17 protein-coding genes are annotated in these 19,803 nt (G+C 64.1%); 12 read left to right on the top strand and 5 right to left on the bottom strand.

Annotation, left to right across the window (positions count from 1 at the left end; all coding sequences use genetic code 11):
- Nucleotides 1-34 precede the first annotated feature (34 nt).
- The gene (locus tag G473_RS0104205; RefSeq protein ID WP_029012074.1) at nt 35-1,267 is read left to right on the top strand and encodes a threonine ammonia-lyase; all 1,233 of its coding nucleotides are present in this window, start codon (nt 35-37) and stop codon (nt 1,265-1,267) included.
- Between the two features lie 13 nt (nt 1,268-1,280).
- Nucleotides 1,281-2,207: a pepsin/retropepsin-like aspartic protease family protein gene (locus G473_RS0104200; protein WP_029012073.1), complete on the top strand. Its 927-nt coding sequence runs from the start codon at nt 1,281-1,283 to the stop codon at nt 2,205-2,207.
- 33 nt (nt 2,208-2,240) lie between these two features.
- Here G473_RS0104200 and G473_RS0104195 read toward each other — a convergent pair whose 3' ends face one another.
- Nucleotides 2,241-2,735, bottom strand: a complete 495-nt coding sequence (locus G473_RS0104195; RefSeq protein ID WP_154667252.1) for a hypothetical protein — start codon at nt 2,733-2,735, stop codon at nt 2,241-2,243.
- 392 nt (nt 2,736-3,127) lie between these two features.
- Between G473_RS0104195 and G473_RS0104190 the strand changes: the two genes are divergently transcribed.
- Entirely contained in the window at nt 3,128-3,652 is a 525-nt protein-coding gene (locus G473_RS0104190) for a hypothetical protein (RefSeq protein ID WP_029012071.1), read from the top strand.
- 15 nt (nt 3,653-3,667) lie between these two features.
- Here G473_RS0104190 and G473_RS0104185 read toward each other — a convergent pair whose 3' ends face one another.
- On the bottom strand, nt 3,668-4,147 hold the full coding sequence (locus tag G473_RS0104185) for an Lrp/AsnC ligand binding domain-containing protein (RefSeq protein WP_035705344.1): 480 nt from the start codon (nt 4,145-4,147) through the stop codon (nt 3,668-3,670).
- Nucleotides 4,148-4,278: 131 nt separating this feature from the next.
- On the opposite strand from G473_RS0104185, the gene putA reads away from it, so the two are divergent.
- The gene (gene putA / locus G473_RS0104180) at nt 4,279-7,401 is read left to right on the top strand and encodes a bifunctional proline dehydrogenase/L-glutamate gamma-semialdehyde dehydrogenase PutA (RefSeq protein WP_029012069.1); all 3,123 of its coding nucleotides are present in this window, start codon (nt 4,279-4,281) and stop codon (nt 7,399-7,401) included.
- 297 nt (nt 7,402-7,698) lie between these two features.
- On the top strand, nt 7,699-8,427 hold the full coding sequence (locus G473_RS0104175; RefSeq protein WP_029012068.1) for a response regulator transcription factor: 729 nt from the start codon (nt 7,699-7,701) through the stop codon (nt 8,425-8,427).
- On the opposite strand, the gene G473_RS0104170 is transcribed toward G473_RS0104175, so the two are convergent.
- Nucleotides 8,412-9,896: an Hpt domain-containing response regulator gene (locus G473_RS0104170; protein ID WP_029012067.1), complete on the bottom strand. Its 1,485-nt coding sequence runs from the start codon at nt 9,894-9,896 to the stop codon at nt 8,412-8,414. The two genes, G473_RS0104175 and G473_RS0104170, sit on opposite strands and share 16 nt — an antisense overlap.
- Nucleotides 9,897-10,097: 201 nt before the next feature.
- Between G473_RS0104170 and G473_RS0104165 the strand changes: the two genes are divergently transcribed.
- Both G473_RS0104165 and G473_RS0104160 read left to right on the top strand, forming a co-directional pair.
- Nucleotides 10,098-10,991: a peptidoglycan-binding domain-containing protein gene (locus tag G473_RS0104165; RefSeq protein WP_029012066.1), complete on the top strand. Its 894-nt coding sequence runs from the start codon at nt 10,098-10,100 to the stop codon at nt 10,989-10,991.
- Between the two features lie 188 nt (nt 10,992-11,179).
- Entirely contained in the window at nt 11,180-12,247 is a 1,068-nt protein-coding gene (locus G473_RS0104160) for a Leu/Phe/Val dehydrogenase (protein WP_029012065.1), read from the top strand.
- Nucleotides 12,248-12,319: 72 nt separating this feature from the next.
- Here G473_RS0104160 and G473_RS28970 read toward each other — a convergent pair whose 3' ends face one another.
- On the bottom strand, nt 12,320-14,329 hold the full coding sequence (locus G473_RS28970) for a sensor histidine kinase (RefSeq protein WP_051329866.1): 2,010 nt from the start codon (nt 14,327-14,329) through the stop codon (nt 12,320-12,322).
- A 216-nt stretch (nt 14,330-14,545) separates the two neighbouring features.
- Between G473_RS28970 and trpA the strand changes: the two genes are divergently transcribed.
- From trpA to G473_RS0104125, 5 genes are read left to right on the top strand one after another with little or no spacing between them, the layout of a single operon-like run.
- Nucleotides 14,546-15,400 (top strand): tryptophan synthase subunit alpha, encoded by an 855-nt coding sequence (gene trpA, locus G473_RS0104145; protein ID WP_029012064.1) that lies wholly within the window; start codon nt 14,546-14,548, stop codon nt 15,398-15,400.
- A gap of 23 nt (nt 15,401-15,423) precedes the next feature.
- Nucleotides 15,424-15,876, top strand: coding sequence for a hypothetical protein (locus tag G473_RS0104140; protein WP_029012063.1), 453 nt, complete (start codon nt 15,424-15,426; stop codon nt 15,874-15,876).
- Nucleotides 15,873-16,343: a hypothetical protein gene (locus tag G473_RS0104135; RefSeq protein ID WP_029012062.1), complete on the top strand. Its 471-nt coding sequence runs from the start codon at nt 15,873-15,875 to the stop codon at nt 16,341-16,343. The genes G473_RS0104140 and G473_RS0104135 overlap by 4 nt, the downstream gene beginning before the upstream one ends.
- Complete coding sequence (gene accD / locus G473_RS0104130) at nt 16,340-17,284, top strand: acetyl-CoA carboxylase, carboxyltransferase subunit beta (RefSeq protein WP_029012061.1); 945 nt, start codon at nt 16,340-16,342, stop codon at nt 17,282-17,284. Before G473_RS0104135 ends, accD begins: the two co-directional genes overlap by 4 nt.
- Nucleotides 17,281-18,606: a bifunctional folylpolyglutamate synthase/dihydrofolate synthase gene (locus G473_RS0104125; RefSeq protein WP_035705342.1), complete on the top strand. Its 1,326-nt coding sequence runs from the start codon at nt 17,281-17,283 to the stop codon at nt 18,604-18,606. The genes accD and G473_RS0104125 overlap by 4 nt, the downstream gene beginning before the upstream one ends.
- 48 nt (nt 18,607-18,654) lie before the next feature.
- On the opposite strand, the gene G473_RS0104120 is transcribed toward G473_RS0104125, so the two are convergent.
- Nucleotides 18,655-19,536 carry a ribose-phosphate diphosphokinase gene (locus tag G473_RS0104120; RefSeq protein ID WP_154667249.1) on the bottom strand — a complete coding sequence of 294 codons (882 nt, stop codon included), beginning with the start codon at nt 19,534-19,536 and terminating at the stop codon, nt 18,655-18,657.
- Between the last annotated feature and the right edge of the window lie 267 nt (nt 19,537-19,803).

The raw sequence follows: 19,803 nt of genomic DNA, 5'->3' as shown, positions 1-19,803 counted from the left end.
CAGCCATAAATCAGAAATCAGGGGTTCAGCACCAATGACCGCCGCGCTTGCCATCACCCATGATGATGTTGTCGATGCCGCCAAGGCGCTGCACGGGCATCTGGTGGACACACCCTGTGTGCCGTCCCGCACCCTGTCGCAACTGACCGGGTCGAATATCTGGGTGAAGTTCGAGAATCTGCAATTCACCGCCAGCTTCAAGGAGCGCGGGGCGCTGAACAAGCTGCGTCAGTTGAATGCGGAGGAACGGGCGCGCGGCGTTATCGCCATGTCTGCCGGCAACCATGCCCAGGGCGTGGCCTACCATGCGGGCCGGCTGGGCATTCCCGCCACCATCGTGATGCCGGAGGGCACGCCCTTCAGCAAGGTGGAACGGACGGAGGACCATGGCGCGCGGGTGGTGCTGAAAGGTTCCGTGCTGGCTGAAGCGGCGGCAGAGGCGGAACGGTTGGCGGCGGAAGAGGGCTTGGTCTTCGTCCATCCCTATGATGATCCTGATGTGATCGCCGGCCAGGGCACCATCGCCCTGGAAATGCTGGCCGCTGCGCCTGAACTGGACACGCTGGTGGTGCCCATCGGCGGCGGCGGGTTGATCAGCGGCATCGCCGTGGCGGCCAAGGCGCTGAAACCCTCCATCCGCATCGTCGGGGTGGAGGTGGAGGCCTATCCGGCCATGGATCAGGCCCTGAAGGGCCAGCCGATCCAGGTGGGTGGCGATACCATCGCCGAAGGCATCGCGGTGAAGAATGTCGGTCGCCACACGCTGGAAATCTGCCGCGCCCTGCTGGATGACCTGATCCTGGTCAGCGATGCGGACGTGGAAAATGCCGTCGCCCTGTTCCTGAATATTGAAAAGACGGTGGCGGAAGGGGCGGGGGCGGCTGGTCTGGCGGCGGTGCTGGCCCAGCCGGAAAAGTTCAAGGACCGCAAGGTCGGGCTGGTGCTGTGTGGCGGCAATATTGACAGCCGCGTGCTGGCCCAGGTGATCATGCGCCATGCCGTGCGCGAAAGCCGCCTGATCGCAGTGCGGGTCATGATCCCCGACCGGCCCGGCACGCTGGCCCGCATCGCCGGTCTGGTGGGTGATGCCGGCGGCAATATCATCGAGGCGCTGCACCAGCGCCTGTTCACCACAACCTCCGTCAAGGCCACCGATATCGACCTGACCATTGAATGCCGTTCCAAGCGCCACGCCGAGCGTGTGGTGGCGGCGCTGCGGGAGAAGGGCGGGTTTGAGGTGAAGGTGCTGGCGGGTGGGGTGGAGTAATCGGGAGACTGTGTTGATCCGTCTGCCCCTGGCATTGGCACTGGCGCTGCTGTTGCTGCTGCCCGTCGGCTGTGCCCCCTCCATTGGACATGTTGCGTTGGAGGGGCGCGCGCCGGCGGCGATAGAGGTGGAGGGCGGAAGCCTGATCGTTCCCGTTCTGCTGAACGGTCGCGGCCCCTTTCCCATGATCCTGGATAATGGGGTTATGGGCGCCGCCGTCATTGATCGACGGATTGCCGCGCCGTTGGGCCTGTCTCTGCCGCAGGGTGGGGATGAAAGGGCTGCCCGTTCCGATGGTGGGGATATCGCAACATGGCCGGCGACGCTGTCGCGGGTGCAGGTGGCAAACCTCGCTATGGCGCAAGTGCCTGTTGCCGTAGCCGATCTGCCCCCGGCTTTGCGGCACCGTCCGGGCGGTGGCGAGATTGCCGGCTTTGTTGGTGCGGCCCTGTTTGAGCATCACGCGGTTCGACTTGATCTTCTGGACCGGACCTTGACCTTCTTGCCGCCGGACCTGGAACATTCAGACGACGGAGCGGGCATAAGGGGGAAAGTGCGGGCTGGTGAGATGTTATTTCCCGCCCAGGTTAACGGCACCGACCTGACCCTGAGCCTGGACCTGGGATATGGTTTGGCGCCCCTGGCACTGGACAGGCGGGCAGCCGAACGGGTTGTCGGCGTGGCGGCATTGAAGGATGCCCCGTCCTATGAAGCCATAACAGCGGGTGGCCCGGTCAGCGGCCGGCGTCTGGTGATTGATCACCTGACGCTTGGCGCCATAACAAGACGAAACGTGCCCGCAACCGTCTTGCCTGATGGGGCAGCCGGCGCATGGCAGAGCGACGGCTATCTGGGCCTGCCGCTGTTTATGGGATGCCGGTCCGTTATTAACCAGCCGATGCAGTTGATAATGGTGGATTGTCCTGTGTTGCCTGATTGATGGCCGGGGTGCAGCACCCCGGCCAATAGCCAGTTACGAGGAAGGCTGTCCGGCTGCGGAACCTTCGACGATGCCTGCCGCAGGTGCTGCGGGTTGCCCCCCAGTCTTGGGGACCAGAGTTACGGTAACAGGCGAGGTGTATTTATTGTCAGCGCCGCTTGCGCTGTCGATCGCCCATCCAATACCGCCGCCCAAGATGATATTGCCAACAGTGGCACCTGCGACGTCCGATTTATTCAGATACGTCGCCACCTCGAAACCATCCTTCTGACAGTTCATGGTGATATCATGTTTGGTTTTCTTAATGGTAATTGCGCCGGGGGTCGGGTTGATCCGACCAATCGGCAGGCCTTCGCGGATGAGTTCGCAGTTCGCACCGGAAGGATTGGTGTTAACCAATATTTCCTGCGAGGTGCCTTCAATGATGCTGGAGCAAGCAGGCAGAACCATCGCGAGGGCTGCTAACGCAACAATCTTTAATTTCACTGTACCGTCCCCTTTTTTAATTGGTGCCGATTTTTTCGGCAAATGAGCTTATCTGGTAAAGAAAGCGCATTGTCAAAAATCTAAATATGTCAATGACATAATAAGTTGTTCGATGATTGTTCAAAATTCAAAACGAATTCAATCGTATGTTGGGCATGGGGCGCTGTGCGTCGAATCGGGAGATTGTTATATGTCTATATATTTAATCCATTTGGGTTATATCGATATTGATAGAGGGCTGCTTGCAACTGATATCCCGACCCTATACGCGACGGCTGAAATCCGTGGTTTGACCCAACGATTTGATAATTCCAACCGGCGAGCGTTTGGCTTTCTCTGCTCAGGGATGCTTACCGCAATCGCATAGGCTTCCCGCCCTTGCGCTTCTTCTGCTGGTTGCGCCATCATCCGCACGCGATCCAGAAGGGGACTTCATGCGCTACGAACAGGATGCGGCCCAGCGGGCGACGGTGTTGCGGCACCTGTCGCAATCATTGGCCGGCGCTGTCAGCCTGTTTGAGAAGCAGGAAGGCACCAAGCTGGCGACCTTCCCGGATTTCAAGAAGGCGCGTGCCCGCTATCTGGAAATCCAGGCCATGATCTTCACCATCTCCGACAAGGCGGCGGAGGCGCCCAACCGGGGCGTGCCGGCGGATCTGGGGGGGTGGCTGGTGCGGATGCGGCTTCGGGCCATTGCCACCTTCACCCGCCTGTCGCTGGGCTTTTTCCGGAACCCGCCGGACCTGCTGGTCCATGCGCTGGGCGCCTATGACATCCTGCAGGATGAAAGGGAGAGCCAGCAGAGCCTGTTCAATGATTTCGATAATCTGCTGATGGAAGCGGCCGTGGACGACAAGACTTCCATGGAATTGGACAAGGTCCGGACCCAGATTGAGGAAATCGTCGTCCTGCTGGACGGGTTGCTGAAAACCGCCCCACCGCCCTTGCAGACCTTTTGACGCCCCCCCGGTGCCTCAGCCCTTGGGCACCGGCACCACATGGGTATTCTTCACCTCCTCCATCACCATATAGGTGTGGGTCTGCGCGACCCCCTGGATGGAGGAGAGCTTGTCGCCCAGAAAGGCGCGATAGGCTGCCATATCGGCCACCCGGACCTTGATCAGATAATCAAAGCCGCCGGCCACCATATGGGCTTCCTGGATTTCATCCATCCGGCCCACCGCATCGGCGAAAATCTGGAACACGTCGGGTGTGGTGCGGTCCAGCCGCACCTCAATGAAGGCGGCCAGGCCGCGTTCCATCTTCTCCGGGTCCAGCAGGGCCACATATTGCCGGATATAGCCATCCCGCTCCAGCCGGCGCACCCGTTCCAGGCAGGGTGTGGGGGAGAGATTGACGCGGCGCGCCAACTCCACATTCGCGATGCGGCCATCCTGCTGCAGGATGCGCAGGATGTTCAGGTCGATCCGGTCGAGCGTGTCGGTGCTGCGCATGATGATATCCCGTAAAATGGCAATTTCACCGGATAATATCTGGTCGATTGCCTAAGTTTGGAGAAAAATCGTCCGCTATCTCTGCGATAATCCAGCACATCCACTGATACTTACCCGCCGGAACCATGCAGATGACGACGCTCGACGCGATCCGCGCCACCATGCGCCAGACCAAGCACGCTGATGAGGTGGAAACCGTAAAGGGTTTGCTGCGTGGCTTGGGCCTGAGCCCGGTGGAACGCGGCAGCATCCATGACCGGGCCAGTGCCGTGGTGGTCGCCTCGCGCAAACGTCGCAAGGAACTGGGGCCGCTGGACAGCTTCCTTCAGGAATTCGGCCTGTCGAATAATGAGGGCATTGCCCTGATGTGCATTGCCGAGTGCCTGCTGCGCATCGCCGACCCGGAGACGGCAGACCGGCTGATTGCGGAGAAGATCGCGCAGGGCCAGTGGGATGCCCATCTGGGCCGCAGCGACAGCGCCTTCGTCAATGCCGCCGCCTGGGGGCTGATGCTGACGGGCAAGATCACCGATCTGGAACGCGGTGGCGAGCGCGATGCCGGCAATTTCCTGAAACGCATGGTGGCCCGGTCGGGTGAAAGCGTCATCCGCACGGCCATGGGGCAGGCTATGCGGGTGATGGGCGGCCATTTCGTGCTGGGTCGCACCATCAAGGAAGCGATGGCGGAGGCACGCAAGGCCAAGCCCGTCGGCACGGTCCATTCCTATGACATGCTGGGCGAAGGCGCGCGCACCTGGGAACAGGCCGAGCGTTATCTGGAAGCCTATCAGAAGGCCATCGACGCAGTGGGTGAGGAAGCGGCGGGCCGGGGCCCGATGGCGGCGCCGGGCGTGTCGATCAAGCTGTCGGCGCTGCATCCGCGCTATGTTTTCGCCCAGCAGGATGATGTGCTGGCGCGGTTGGTGCCGGCGGTGAAGGGGCTGGCGCTGCAGGCCAAGCGCTGGGACATCAACCTGACCATTGATGCGGAGGAGGCTGACCGGCTGGACCTCAGCCAGGAAGTGCTGGCAGCGCTTGCCTATGATGCCGATCTGAAGGATTGGGAAGGGTTGGGGCTGGCTATCCAGGCCTACCAGAAGCGCACCACCCATATGGTGGATTGGCTGGTGGCCCTGGCCCGCGACGCGGGCCGCCGCTTCATGGTGCGGCTGGTCAAGGGCGCCTATTGGGACACGGAAATCAAGATGTCCCAGATCGCGTCGCATGGTGATTATCCGGTCTTCACCCGCAAGGCGGCGACGGACCTGTCTTACTTGGTGTGTGCGCGGAAGATGCTGGCGGCCAAGGACGCCATCTTCCCGCAATTCGCCACCCATAATGCCTATACCATCGCCGCCATCCTGCATCTGGCCGGCGACAATCGCGATCTGGAATTCCAGCGTCTGCATGGCATGGGCGAACTGCTCTATTCCGCGGCGCGCGAGGTGCTGCCCAACATGCCGCGCGTGCGCATCTATGCGCCGGTCGGCACCCATGAAGATCTGCTGCCCTATCTGGTGCGCCGCCTGCTGGAAAACGGCGCCAACAGCAATTTCGTCAATGCTTACATGGACCCCGATGTGCCGGTGTCCGATGTGGTGGCCGATCCGGCCGCGTTCCTGGAGAATGATGGTATGCTGCGTCACCCGCGTATCCCGCTGCCCGCCGACATCTATGGATCGGCGCGCGCCAATTCCATGGGTATCGACCTGACGGACGCCGACCGCGTGGCCACCCTGCAGGCCGACATGGTCAAGGCGCTGGGCCGGACCTGGACTGCCGGTCCGATCATTGGCGGCCAGCAGCATTCAGGTGCGGCGCAGGATGTGACCGACCCGTCCGACCGGGCGCGTATTGTCGGCACGGTGGTGCCAGCTGACACAGCGGCGGTGGAGAAAGCCCTGGCCCTGGCCGTGGCGGCCCAGCCCGGCTGGGACCGCGCCGGTCCCGACCACCGCGCCGGTACGTTGGAGAAGATGGCTGACCTGATGGAGGCCAACCACGCCGCCCTGATGGCGCTGCTGGTACGCGAGGCGGGCAAGACCCTGCCCGACGCCGTGGCAGAGGTGCGTGAGGCGGTGGATTTCTGCCGCTACTACGCCGTCCAGGCGCGCAGCGGGCTGAAGCCTGTGCTGCTGCCCGGCCCGACGGGGGAGCGGAACGAGTTGCACCTGACCGGGCGCGGTGTTTTCGCCTGCATCAGCCCGTGGAATTTCCCGCTGGCCATCTTCATTGGTCAGGTGGTGGCAGCCCTGGTGACCGGCAATGCCGTCATCGCCAAGCCGGCTGAACAGACGCCGCTGGTGGCGGCAGAGGCCGTGCGCCTGCTGTTGCAGGCCGGCGTGCCGGGCGATGTGCTGCATCTGCTGCCGGGTGACGGTGCGGTTGTCGGTGCCGCCCTGGTGGCCGATGTCCGTGTGGCTGGCGTCTGCTTCACCGGCTCCACCGAAACCGGTCGCGCCATCAACCGCAGCCTTGCCAACCGCGACGGCGCCATCGTGCCGCTGATCGCGGAGACGGGCGGCCAGAACTGCATGATCGTGGACAGCACCGCCCTGCTGGAACAGGTGGTGGATGATTGCATCATCTCCGCCTTCCAGTCGGCTGGCCAGCGCTGCTCCGCCATGCGGGTGCTGTTCGCCCAGGATGACATTGCCGACAAGCTGGCCGATATGCTGGCTGGTGCCATGGAACTGGTACGCTTGGGCGACCCGATGGATGTCGCTACCGATATCGGTCCTGTGATCGACGAGGAAGCCCAGTCCATCCTGGTCGCCCATGCCCAGCGCATGGATAAGGAAGCCCGTCTGGTCAAGGCGGTGGCGGTACCGGCCAGCCGCCCCAATGGCAGCTTCTTCGGCCCGCGCCTGTATGAAATCCCCAGCCTGTCGGTGCTGAAGCGTGAAGTCTTCGGCCCCATCCTGCATATCGTCCGTTTCAAGGCGGCGGATCTGGACAAGGTGGTGGCAGAGATCGCGGCCACCGGTTATGGCCTGACCTTTGGTGTCCATAGCCGCCTGGAAGGCCGGGCGCAGAACCTGTTCAAGGCGCTGCCGGTGGGCAATACCTATATCAACCGCAACATGGTGGGCGCGGTTGTGGGCGTGCAGCCCTTCGGCGGCCAGGGCCTGTCCGGCACGGGGCCGAAGGCTGGCGGCCCGCACTATCTGCACCGGTTCGTGACGGAAAAGACCCTGACCGTGAATACGACGGCCTTTGGCGGCAATGCTTCCCTGCTGGAACTGGGGGCCTGATCCGGTCATGCCCTACTCCCCTCGCATACCCATGTAGGTTTGCGAGGGGAGTGGCGAACATTCGTTAAGTGGATACTCCCCAGAACGGGGGTGCGGCAAAAGCGCGCCGCCGCGAATGTTTTTTCGGGACGTATAGGTCAGGGATTGGCAATTCAAGGCTGTGGGCCTTGGCGCTGTACGTTTCGATTATCCCTGTCCTGTGGCTTCATTTTTTTGACGGAAACGGGTATAGGCAAAACAAGCGGTCCCGATTGCGGGCCTTATTTCTTTCCCGCTTTGTACGGAGCCCGGCTGCGGATGGCTGAAATCGCCGATGCCCCTCTGGTCCTGATCGTTGAGGATGAGCCCGCCACCCGGTCCCTGCTGGCCGGATATTTCCATGAGGCCGGCTTCCTGGTTGCGGAAGCCGAGAACGGCAAGCAGATGCGCGAGGTGATGCTGCGTCAGCCGCCCGACCTTGTGCTGCTGGATATTGAACTGCCGGACGAGGACGGGTTCAGCCTGGCGAAAAGCATCCGCGAAATCTCCAATGTGGGGATTATCATCGTCACCCAGCGTGCCAATGATGGCGACCGCGTCTTCGGGCTGGAGACGGGGGGCGATGATTATGTAACCAAGCCGCCCAACCCGCGGGAACTGCTGGCCCGTGCCCGCAACCTGCTGCGTCGGACCCATCCCAGCAAGATGTACAAGGCGGAAGGGGCAGTGCGGTATTTCGGCGGCTGGACCATGGATATGGCCCGCCGCCGTCTGGTGGACCCGGCGGGTATGGAAGTGCGGGTAACGCGCGGGGAGTTTGAGCTGTTGGGCCTGCTGGTACGGTCCGGTGGCCGGGTCGTCACCCGTGACCAGTTGATCGACGCCGTCAGCGGCACCGACCGCACGCCCAATGACCGCACGATCGACGTGCTGGTCAGCCGTCTGCGCCGCAAGATGCAGGATAGCGGTTCGCCCGACATGATCGTGACGGAAAAGGGGCTGGGTTACCGCTTGGCGGCGGAAGTCACCGATCAATCACCGGTCTGATCCAGGCGATCACGCCTGAACTGGGACAGGGCGTCCCCCGCCGCCTGGAAGGTGGCGGGCAGGTCGGCGGTGGTGGTGAGCGCTGTATCCATATCGTCTGCCCTGGCGGCGGCTTCCAGTTTGCGGGCATGGGCGGCCAGGGCGGCGGCACCCACGGTCAAGGCACCGCCAGCCAGCTTATGGGCAGCCCGTCCCAGTGCCACCAGATCGCGCGCCTGTGCTGCGGTTGCGGCCACATCCAGTGTTACCGGCGCGGTGGCCAGGAAACTGTCAATGATATGGACCACGCGCCCCCGGCCCAGCAGATCCAGGTGCTCTTCCAGGACCGACATGTCCAGAAGGGCGCTGTATGATCGGGGGGACGGCGCAGGCGCGGGCTTGTGACCGGGCGATACCATCGGTACCGGATTGCCCAGCCTGTCCAGCGCGTCGGCCAGTGCCGTGGGGGTGACAGGCTTGTCCAGGATGCCCAGCAAGCCCGCCCGCTCCTGGTGCCGGTCGCTGATCAGGTCAGCCGGCCCCCGCAGCAGCCAGACAGGCGGGCCGCCGCCATCATGGATGCAGCGGGCCAGCGCCAATCCCCGGTGGCGACCGATCCGGGCACCGATGAAGGCAATATCCGGGCCTTCCACCAGCGCCATCTCCAGCGCCATCTTGGCGTCGTCGGTTTCTTCCACCGCGTAGCCGTCGCGCTCCAGCAACAGGCGCATCAAGGTTCGGCCCACCCCATCATCATCCACCAGCAGCACGGATAAATCCCGTTTGACCTTTGGGCCTGAACGGGCGGCCGGGGCGCGGGGTGGGGATGGGGCGGCGGCCGGGGAAGGGGCGGGGCTGACAGTCTCCAGCCCTAGCTTCTGGCGCAGGTGCCGCCCGGTGGCATCCAGGTCTGCCCGCAAGGCCCGCAGGTCGGCGGCATGTGCCGGGTCGCTCTGGCGGGCGGCGAACTGGTCCAGGCTGGCAGAAAGCGAGAGCAGCCGCGCCTGCAAATCCCTCATCGACAGGCGCAGCACGGGCAAGGGCACAGCGAGGCCGGCCGGCGGGGTGGGGGCGGCAGCGGCGGTTTTTGCCAATCCCCTTTCCGCCGGGCGCCAGCGGAAGCCGCCGACTGCCGCCACTGGCATCAGCAGAAAGCCGCACAGGGCCCCTGCGGCCAGGGCGACGGGCGGGGCGCCAGCATCTGCCCAGGCATAGATGGCCACGACCTGCCCGACCGCCAGTTCCCCCAGCCAGAAAGGGGCGACCCAGGCGCGGGGCCGCCGATCCAGCCACCACCAGACCGGCAGTGCCAACCCGGCCAGCCGCAGGGCCAGCAGCAGGGGGGCGGCGCCAACCAGCAGCAGATCCATCAGGGTCATCACCAATACCCAGCCAGCCCCGGCCAGCAGCAGGTCCACCGACATGGCGGTGCTGCCGCCAGGGGGCGGGATCGGAGGGGGAAGGGTATTGTTATCTGGCAAGGCGGCCATCGAATTGGCAAAATCCGGCCGACTTTATAGGGCCTTGATGCCCGCGGTCCATGGTGCAGTGGGAGGATATGGCGGCTATTGTTCGTCATGGCCTTGCCTTCACCCTGGTCCGGTGTCATGGCTGTGGACCTGAACGGCTGCTATGGCCGCGTGTTTTACCCTTTGCCCCTCCACCCTCCATCAAGGTGTGTGAAAGTGTCGATGCCGACCCGTTCCGCCTCTTCCGCCCGTTCCCTGTCTGTCCGTGTCGCCGCCCTGGCTTTGACGGGCATGTTGCTCACGGTGCCCGCATCGGCCCAGGATCAGGTGAACAGCGCCACCATCCAGTGGGCACAGCAGATCCTGGACCAGCAGGGCCTTTATTCCGGCCGTGCGACCGGCAAGATGGACGGGGCCACGGCGGCGGCCATCTCTGCCTATCAACGCAAGCATGGGCTGAAGGCGACAGGCCGGCTGGACCAGGGGACTGTCGACCGGCTGCTGCAGGATCAGCCGGAACGCAAGGGTGTGGGCAATCTGGCCGATCCCGGCAGCCGTGCCCGCCCGTCCCAGCCGATCCTGAAGGAATCGGATGTGAGGCCGCAGGCCGCGCCCACCGCGCCCGGCGTGGAGCGGGGGCAGGGGGCGGAAAGCGTGGTGCTGGGTGCATCACGCGGGGCAGCAACACCCGGCGCCACGGCACCGACGCCGGCCCCTTCCACCGCCTATCCGACCACGGCGCCCGTCTCCCGTGCCGATGTGCCGGCAACCGCAGGGGCGGTAGAGGGTGCCAGCCCGCGCAGCAATGTGCAGGCGGAGGAACTGGATGGCAGCGTCAGCGAGGATACAGGCTTCAGCCTGACCAATTTCGATGCGCCGAACTGGGCCCGTTACGGCCTGATCGGTGCTATCGCGCTTGTGGTGCTGGGCATGGTGGTGAATTGGTGGCTGAGCGGCCGCCGTCGCCGACCGGTTGCGCGCCGGGCCGCTGCGGTGAAGGCGCCGGCGGGTCCCGTGCGGCGGGAACCGAGCCTGGGCGGCAATCCGCCCGGCCCGAACGGTCGCCGCGATCCCGTTTTCGCTGCCCCCAGCCGGGACCCGCATCGCCGGCCTTGAGGGCAGGCAACCGGTAGTTTCCAGACGAAGCGGACAGGAGATTTCGTGTCCGCCCATCGGGGCGCCGGAAAAGTGCAACAGTTTGCCAAACAACGAAATCGACCCCGACGGTATGGCCGGCCTAGACTTGCCCTTACAAAGCCACCGCAACGGTAACGGTGGCATGGGTCAGGGCTGGAGTTCTTGCCATGCTGTTCGATCTTCCCGATTTCGATAATCACGAACTTGTGCTGTTCGGTCGCGATGCCGCATCGGGCCTGTCGGCGATCATCGCCGTACATTCCACGGCGCTGGGCGCTGCCTGCGGCGGCTGCCGCATGTGGCCTTATGCCAACGATGCTGAAGCGCTGACCGATGTGCTGCGCCTGTCGCGCGGGATGAGCTACAAGAACGCGATGGCCGGTCTACCGCTGGGGGGCGGCAAGTCGGTGATTATCGGGGATAGCCGCAAGGACAAGTCCGACGCCCTGTTCCATGCTTTCGGTCGGGTGATCGAGAGCCTGGGCGGCCGCTATATCGCGGCGGAAGATGTCGGCATCTCCGTCGCCGATGTCATGACGATGGGCAAGACCACCCGCCATGTCGCAGGGCTGGCCAATGGTCATGCTGCCAGTGGCGATCCGTCGCCCTTTACGGCCTATGGCGTCTATCTGGGCATCAAGGCCGCTGTTCAGCACAAGCTGGGCACCGACAGCCTGAAGGGTGTGCGCATCGCTGTGCAGGGCCTGGGCAATGTCGGCTCCAACCTGCTGCGCCGGCTGGCCGATGACGGGGCGGTGCTGACCGTTGCCGATATCCATGCCGATGCCGTGCAGCGCGCCGTGGACCAGTATGGGGCCACCGCTGTGGCCGCTGACCGCATCCATGCTGCGGATGTGGATGTTTATACTCCCTGCGCCCTGGGCGCGGTGCTGAACAATGTCAGCCTGCCGGAAGTGAAGGCCAAGATCGTGGCCGGCGGTGCCAACAACCAGCTTGCCACCGCTTCCATCGGGGAGGATGTGCGGGCAGCCGGCATTCTCTATGCGCCGGATTATGTCATCAATGGCGGCGGCATCATCAATGTGTCGGCCGAGATCACCAATACCTATGATCGCGACTCGGTGCTGCGGCAGGTGGAGCGTATCCCGGTGACGCTGGCGGAGATTTTCCGCCGCGCCGACCGTGAAGCCCGCCCGACCAGCGAGATCGCCGACCAGATGGCGCGCGAGATCCTGTCCGCGGCGAAGACTGAAGCCAAGGTTGCGGCTGCCTGATCCCCGGATCGGTAAGGGCACGATCAGCGGGCGGCTCGCAAGGGCCGCCCGTTTTCGTTCAGGGTTGCCGGGTCATTCCAGGGGCAGGGTCAGGCGGCAGATCAGGCCGGCTGACGTCCATTCCATCGCCATGTCGCCCCCCAACTGATGGCGCAGCACCTGCCCCAGCAGGGTGGAGCCGAAGCCTTTATGCGCAGGTGGGGCGGTGACCGGCGGCCCGCCCTGTTCCATCCATTCCAGATGCAGCACGGCGCGCTGGACCTGCCAGCGGACCTGGATGTGCCCTTCCGGCTGCGACAGGGCGCCATATTTGGCGGCATTGGTCGCCAGTTCATGGAAGGCCAGACCCAGCGACTGGACCTGATCAGCGCCAAGCTGAACATCGGGCCCCTGCAGAAGAAGCTGGTCTTCTTCCTGCGTGAAACCGGTGATTTCATCCTCGATCAGCCGCCGCAGGTCGGCCCCGGCCCAGGCGGCCTGCGCCAGCAGGCTGTGGGACCGGGCGAGGGAGGAGATGCGCCCTTCCACGGCGCGGGTGAAATCGCGGATCGTGTCGCCCTTGCTCAGCCGAACCACGGCCTGGGCGACGGCCAGCGCATTTTTGGCGCGGTGATCGACTTCCCGCATCAGCAGGCGTTGACGGTCCTCGGCCTCATATCGCGCGGTGGCATCAATGATGGTGGCGGTGCAGCCGATGATCTTGCCATCCCCGGCCCGGATCGGGGCGGCATTGATGGCGACGATCTGGCGGGCGCCGGTGCGGATATCCCGCATCGACAGTTCGTACCCCGTTATGGTTTCCCCGGCCAGGGCGCGGCCGGCGGGGATTTCCGCTGCTGGAAGCGGTTCCCCGCTCAATCGGCTGATCTGCCAGCAGGGATCGGCATAATGCACACCGACCAGGGCGCTTTGTGGCTGACCCAGGATCTGTTCAGCGGCGGCATTGGTGTCAATGATCAGGCCGGTCGAATCCAGTTCGATGATGCCGACCGGTACGGTGGCCACCAGCCGGGTCAGCCTCTCCTCGCTGCGCCGCAGGTCATGCAGGGCGGTGTCGAGATGGGCGGTCCGTTCCGCTACCCGCTGTTCCAGATCGCTGTTGGCGCTGCGCAGATCGGCCTGCGCCTGTTCGATCTGCCGGGTCTGGCGCAGCGCGATGGCGGCCAGTGGCAAAAGCAGCATGAAAGCCACCAGCGCGAAGCTGATATGGGCGAGGGAGGATTCCAGCCAGGCCCGGTCCAGCCGGGCGCGGTCGATCCCATAGACGATCCGCAGGGGCAGCCGTTCCACCGCGCTGACGGTATAAAGCCGCCGTTTCCCGTCAAAAGGGGACAGGCCGGGGAGCAGGTAGCGATCACCTTGTGCCAGGGTGGCCTGTGCCAGAAGGTCCTTGGCGCTGGGCAGGTCCAGCGGTGCCGGCAACAGGGCGGGATGGCGGACCAGCACATTCCCGTCATCGCGCACCAGCATCACCTCCACCCCTGGCTGTGCGGCAACCGAGGCGTAAAACGCCTCGAAATAGGCAGGGCGGAGGGAGACCTGGGCCACCCCCTGGAAGCGGCCATCCGTCCCCTCGATCCGGCGGCTGATGGCGAAGAATATCTCCGGGTTGAGGCGACCGGACATGCGCCCGCCGATGAAGGGGCCCCGGTCCCGCTCTGTCTGGGCGGTGAAATAGGGGCGGTCGGCCACATTCAGCGGCTGGGCGGGCCAATGGAAAGTGTTGACCCTGACATCACCCTTGTCATCCACCAGCCAGTAGGACTGAACCTCCGGGGTTTCACCGGCCAACTGACGCAGCCAGTCATGGACCATCGGTGTCCCGGCCATCCCATCCCAGCCCTGGGTTTTATAAACCCATTCCGCATTCTTCAGGATCAGGGAATGGATGCCGATGATCTTGGTCGCATGGTCGGCCAGTTGCTTTGCCTGTGTTCTGGCATCGGCTTCCGCCTGATCAAAGATGCGCTGCCGGCCCAGGGCCAGATCCATTGCAAACAGGCCGAAGGCGATCAAAAGCACGCCCAGGGCCAGCCAGACGACGGTGCGTGACGGGGCCGCATCCAGAATGCGCCGTTGCATCCGGGGACCATGATGGCGGTGTTCTGGCAAAATGTTCGCGCTGTTGGGGCTGCTGCGTCGGGCGTCAAGATTAGACAGGCTGGGGGGTGGGTGCAATGTTTTCACCCGCCTCTGCCGCCTGCGCCGGGCGGGGTGGCGCATTGGGGCGTTGTTTCACCGGGGGGCAGCCGGTATGGTGCGCCGCCCTTCCTGTCTTCTGTCGATCAGAAACGCCCCATGACCAGCATCACCGCCCCCATCCCCGATTCCGGCCGTATCGCCCGTCGTTTCGCAGCGTTGAAGGGGCAGGGCCGTGCCGGCCTGGTCACCTTCGTGACCGCAGGCGACCCCGATCACGACACGTCGCTTGCCATCCTGAAGGGATTGCCGGGCGCCGGTGCCGATGTCATCGAACTGGGCATGCCCTTCACCGATCCGATGGCGGATGGCCCGGCCATCCAGGCTGCGGGCCTGCGTGCGCTGAACAAGGGTGCGCGCATGACCCGCACGCTGGAACTGGTGCGTGAATTCCGCAAAGGCGATGATGACACCCCCATCGTGCTGATGGGCTATTACAACCCGATCTATTCCTACGGGGTGGAACGGTTCCTGGCCGATGCCCGCACCGCTGGCGTGGACGGGTTGATCGTGGTGGATCTGCCGCCGGAAGAGGACCGGGAACTGTGCGTGCCGGCCCTGTCTGCGGGTGTGAACTTCATCCGCCTGACCACGCCCACCACGGATGATGCCCGCATGCCGGCCGTCCTGGCCAATACGTCGGGCTTTGTCTATTACGTCTCTGTCACCGGCATTACCGGTGCCGCCAGCGCCAGCAATGCGGCGATTGAAGAGGCGGTCGCCCGCCTGCGCCGCCACACCGACCTGCCGCTGGCCGTTGGCTTCGGCATCTCCACCCCGGAAGCCGCCGCTGCCGTGGCCCGCGTGGCTGATGCCGCCGTGGTGGGCAGCGCCATTGTCCGCAAGATCGAAGCCGGTCTGGATGCGGATGGTGTGCCGTCTGCCGGTCTGGTCGATGATGTGTTAGGCTTCGTGGCAACGCTGGCCCAGGGGGTGCGTACCGCCCGTGGGTAAAGCTGTCCGTCAGGAGGACAAGCATGGCCTACGCTTTGGATCATGAGGAGGATGCCCTGCCGCCCGTGCCGACGCGCGCGGCAGTGGAGGCCGACATTGCCGAGTGGCAGGCGCGTGTCGCCCATCTCCTGAAAACGGTTGAAGCCTGGATCTCCCAGGATGGCGGTTTCCAGGTGTTGCACGGTTCCAAGACGGTCTTCGAGCGCCGGATGCAGATGGTCGGGATAACCGAGCCATACGACGTCCCGATTCTTTCTATTGAAAGAGATGGTCGCGGGCTGGTGCTTTTCCCTGAATATCGGTGGGTTACGGGCACACGGGGCCAACTTGTTTTGAGCGATGGGGATCGCCTGCACTGCGTGGCGGATGGCGGGACGGCTGATGCGCCGGATTGGGTGCTGATCCGGGATGGTTCCATTCACCTGGAGCCCTTTACCCGGGAGGTGTTTTTGCAACTGCTTGAGGCGATGGAGTGATTTCGTTCGACGATATCCTCCAGGCCCATGAGACATGTGATCGCGTCTTTCGAGAGCAGTCTCTTCGTGCGGAAAGCACACTTCCGCACGATGGAGCCATCATTGATGTCGGGTTGTCGGATGACGGTGCCCGCCTGATCAATGATTGTGCTTATTTCATGATGTTGTTCGCCCGGTTCGAGCAATATGTGAAGAGCAGGGCGGTTGACCTTTGTAAAGCCCAAGCATCGGCAGGCGATTGGCCGGTGCGGCGTGTGTGGATGGCGCTTGACGTTGAACGGATGAACTTTCTTCGTCAGGTTGCTCTGCTGACGCCGAAGGGCGGTCCGGACTATAGGATGGTCGAGGAGCATTACGGGGAACGCAACCGTATTGCCCATGGCGAGCTTCTTGACACGCGGCCGAATGTGGCCATGATCGCCGCCAAACTCAGCGGGATGCTCGCCCGCCTTGAAGGTATCCCATGAACTGGCTGACCAACTTCGTTAAACCCAAGATCCAGGCCCTCGTCTCCAAGAAGGAGGTTCCTGATAATCTTTGGCACAAATGCCCCTCCTGCGGCGCGATGATCTTCCATCGCGATCTGGAGGAGAACCTGCATGTCTGCCAGCATTGCGGCCACCATATGCGCCTGGATCCGGCGCGCCGGCTGAAGATGCTGTTCGATCCGGGCTATCAGACGATCGAGTTGCCGAAGGTCATCGTCGATCCGCTGAAGTTCCGCGATCAGAAGCGCTATACGGACCGGCTGAAGGAAGCCCAGTCCAAGACCAGCCGGCAGGACGCCATCGTCGTTGCCCATGGCAAGATCAATGGCCAGGGGGCGGTTGCCGCTGTCTTCGACTTCAATTTCATGGGCGGTTCCATGGGCATGGCAGTGGGCGAGGGGCTGTTGGCAGCCGCCAAGCTGGCCGTGCTGCAGCAGGTGCCGCTGATCGCCATCCCGGCTTCGGGTGGCGCGCGCATGCAGGAAGCGATCCTGTCGCTGATGCAGATGCCGCGCACCATCATTGCCGTGGAAATGGTGAAGGAAGCGGGCCTGCCCTATATCGTGGTGCTGACCGATCCCACCACCGGCGGCGTGACGGCCAGCTTCGCCATGCTGGGCGATATCCATATTGCCGAGCCGGGCGCGCAGATCGGCTTTGCCGGTGCCCGCGTGATCGAGAGCACGATCCGTGAGACCCTGCCGGAAGGTTTCCAGCGCGCCGAATATCTGCTGGATCACGGCATGGTGGATATGGTTGTCCATCGCCAGGATTTGCGCGACACGCTGGGCCGTCTGGTCGATCTGCTGCGCCGTCCCGGTCCGGGGGCGGAGATCGTGGCCATCCCGCGGGGCGACGGTCCTGACCGTGGCGGCCCGCGCAAGCCGGTCAGCATCAAGGGTGGTGCCGCTCCGCGATGATCAAGGCTGCCGCCATCGTGCCGGCCGCACCCCGGCTGGAGGCGGTGCTGGAGCGGATGCGCCTGCTGCATCCCAAGGTGATCGACCTGTCGCTGGGCAGGATTGAGGGGCTGCTGGCCAAACTGGGCAATCCAGAGCGGCGGCTGCCGCCTGTGATCCACGTTGCCGGCACCAATGGCAAGGGCAGCACGGTTGCCTTTCTGCGGGCCATGGCAGAGGCGGCGGGCTTGCGGGTGCATGTCTATACCTCGCCGCATCTGGTCCATTTCCATGAGCGCATCCGGCTGGCCGGCCATTTCATCGACGATGACCGGCTGGCGGGGTTGTTGGAGGAGGTGGAGCAGGTGAATGGCGGTGCGCCGATCACCTTCTTCGAGATCACGACCGCCGCCGCCTTCCTGGCCTTCGCCGAAGAACCGGCTGATCTGGTGCTGCTGGAAGTCGGGCTGGGTGGCCGGCTGGATGCGACCAATGTCATCCAGGCCCCGGCCGTATCGGTGCTGACCCGGATTTCCATGGATCATCTCCAGTTCCTGGGCGACAGCATTGGCGCCATCGCGGCGGAGAAGGCGGGCATCATCAAGCCCGGCTGCCCCGTGGTGGCCGGACCGCAGGTCGATATGGCCGTGACGGATGTCTTCCAGGATGTGGCCACCCGGTTGGGTTCCCCCCTGGCTTTGGCGGGCCGTGACTGGTCGGTGGAAGCCACAGCAGATGGTTTCCGCTATTGTGACGCCGCCCGCACGCTGGACCTGCCCTTGCCGGCCCTGGCTGGTGCCCATCAGATTGCCAATGCTGGCACCGCCATTGCTGCCGTGACGCAGCTTGCCTTGCCGATCGGTGAGGCGGCGGTGCGCCAGGGGCTGGCATCGGTGGAATGGCCGGCCCGCCTGCAGCATCTGCGCCGGGGACCGCTGGTGGAGATGCTGCCGACGGGGTGGGATTTGCATCTGGATGGCGGCCATAATGACAGCGCCGGGGAGGTGCTGGCCCGGCATCTGGCCGGTTGGCGCGCGGATGGCAGGCCGCTGGATATCATCTTCGGCATGCTGGGCAGCAAGCGTCCGCTGGATTTCCTGCGCCCGCTGGCCCCGCATGTCCGCCGGCTGCGCGCCGTTGCCATTCCCGGTGAGGCGGCCAGCGTGACGGCAGCGGAAGCGGCTGATCTTGCCCGGCAAGCGGGGATGGAAGCGGCAGATTTCCCCGATGTGACCACCGCCCTGGCCGATCTGGTGGCGCTGGGCGGCGACGGTGAACCCGCCCGCGTCCTGATCTGCGGATCGCTCTATTTGGCCGGGACAATCCTGGCCGCCAACGGATAGTCAAACCGACCCGTCCCCATCCGGCGGGACGGGTCGGTTTGCGCGCCCTTACAGGTGCTTCAGGCAATCCACCAGCAGGTCGCAAAGCGATACCGCATTGGTCGGATGCGGGATACCGTCGGCGGAGATCACCTGTTCAATCCCGGCGGCCTGGAATGCTTCCATTTTTTCCATCGGGAAGACGGCATGGGTGGTGGCGGCCAGCAGGCGTGATGCGCCATGGCGCCGCGCGACCTTGGCCGCATCAATCAGCGTACCGCCGGAACTGACCACATCATCCACGATCAGCACGGTACGGCCCGATAGATCGGTTCCCTCGGGCAGGGCGACGCTGACATCATGATCGCCCCGCCGTACCTTGGCCCCCACAAGCCCCGGGATACCGGCGGCATCTGCCGTGGCCTGCACCAGATGGTCGGCCTCTTCGTCCGGGCCCAGCACCAGCCAGGTGGCATCGGCACCCTGGCGGCGAGCCCAGTTGCCCAGCAGGGGACCGGCGGTCAATGCGGCGGCGCGGGTGCCGGGAAAAACCTCTCCCAGATCATGGGTGCGGTGCAGATGCGGCTCCACCGCCACGATTCGGTCGAACAGCCCGCCCAGCCAGCGCCCCATGATGCGCTGGCTGACCACCTCGCCGGGGCGGAATTCAATATCCTGGCGCATATAGGCCAGATAGGGGGCAACCAGGGTCAGTTCCCGCGTGCCCCGCTCGCGCAAGGCGCCGGCCAGGAACTGCAATTCCACCAGCTTGTCATTGGGCTGGTCCAGCGACCGCAGGATGATGGCCCGTTCTGGCGCACCCGGCAGGCGGACCAGGCTTTCCCCATCGGGGAAGCGGTGCAGTCCCACAATATGCAGCGGCAAGCCCAGGGCGGTGGCCAGCGCACGGGCCAGCGCCTCGCCTTCAGGAAAGCCGATCAACATGTCCATAGCGTTCATCCCTCAGGGTTGACCGGCCAATGGTTGCCAGCGGTGATTGTCTGGCCGGTCCTTCAACTTTCTAAAAAGCCAAATTACATGCCGCGCAGCGCGGATCAAAACATGTCGTATCTTGTCACGGGTGCTTTGGGTCATTTGGCGGTTGGAATTATTCCGGCATCGCGGCATATGCTTCTGGTCATAAAGCAGGATAGCGGGTCACACTGGACCCGTGGTTCGATCCTGGGCATCATCCTTCGATTTTGGGGATGTGTGTGG

This window comes from Niveispirillum irakense DSM 11586, assembly GCF_000429645.1.
Lineage (GTDB): Bacteria > Pseudomonadota > Alphaproteobacteria > Azospirillales > Azospirillaceae > Niveispirillum > Niveispirillum irakense.
This window is presented reverse-complemented; position numbering and strand designations above follow the sequence as displayed.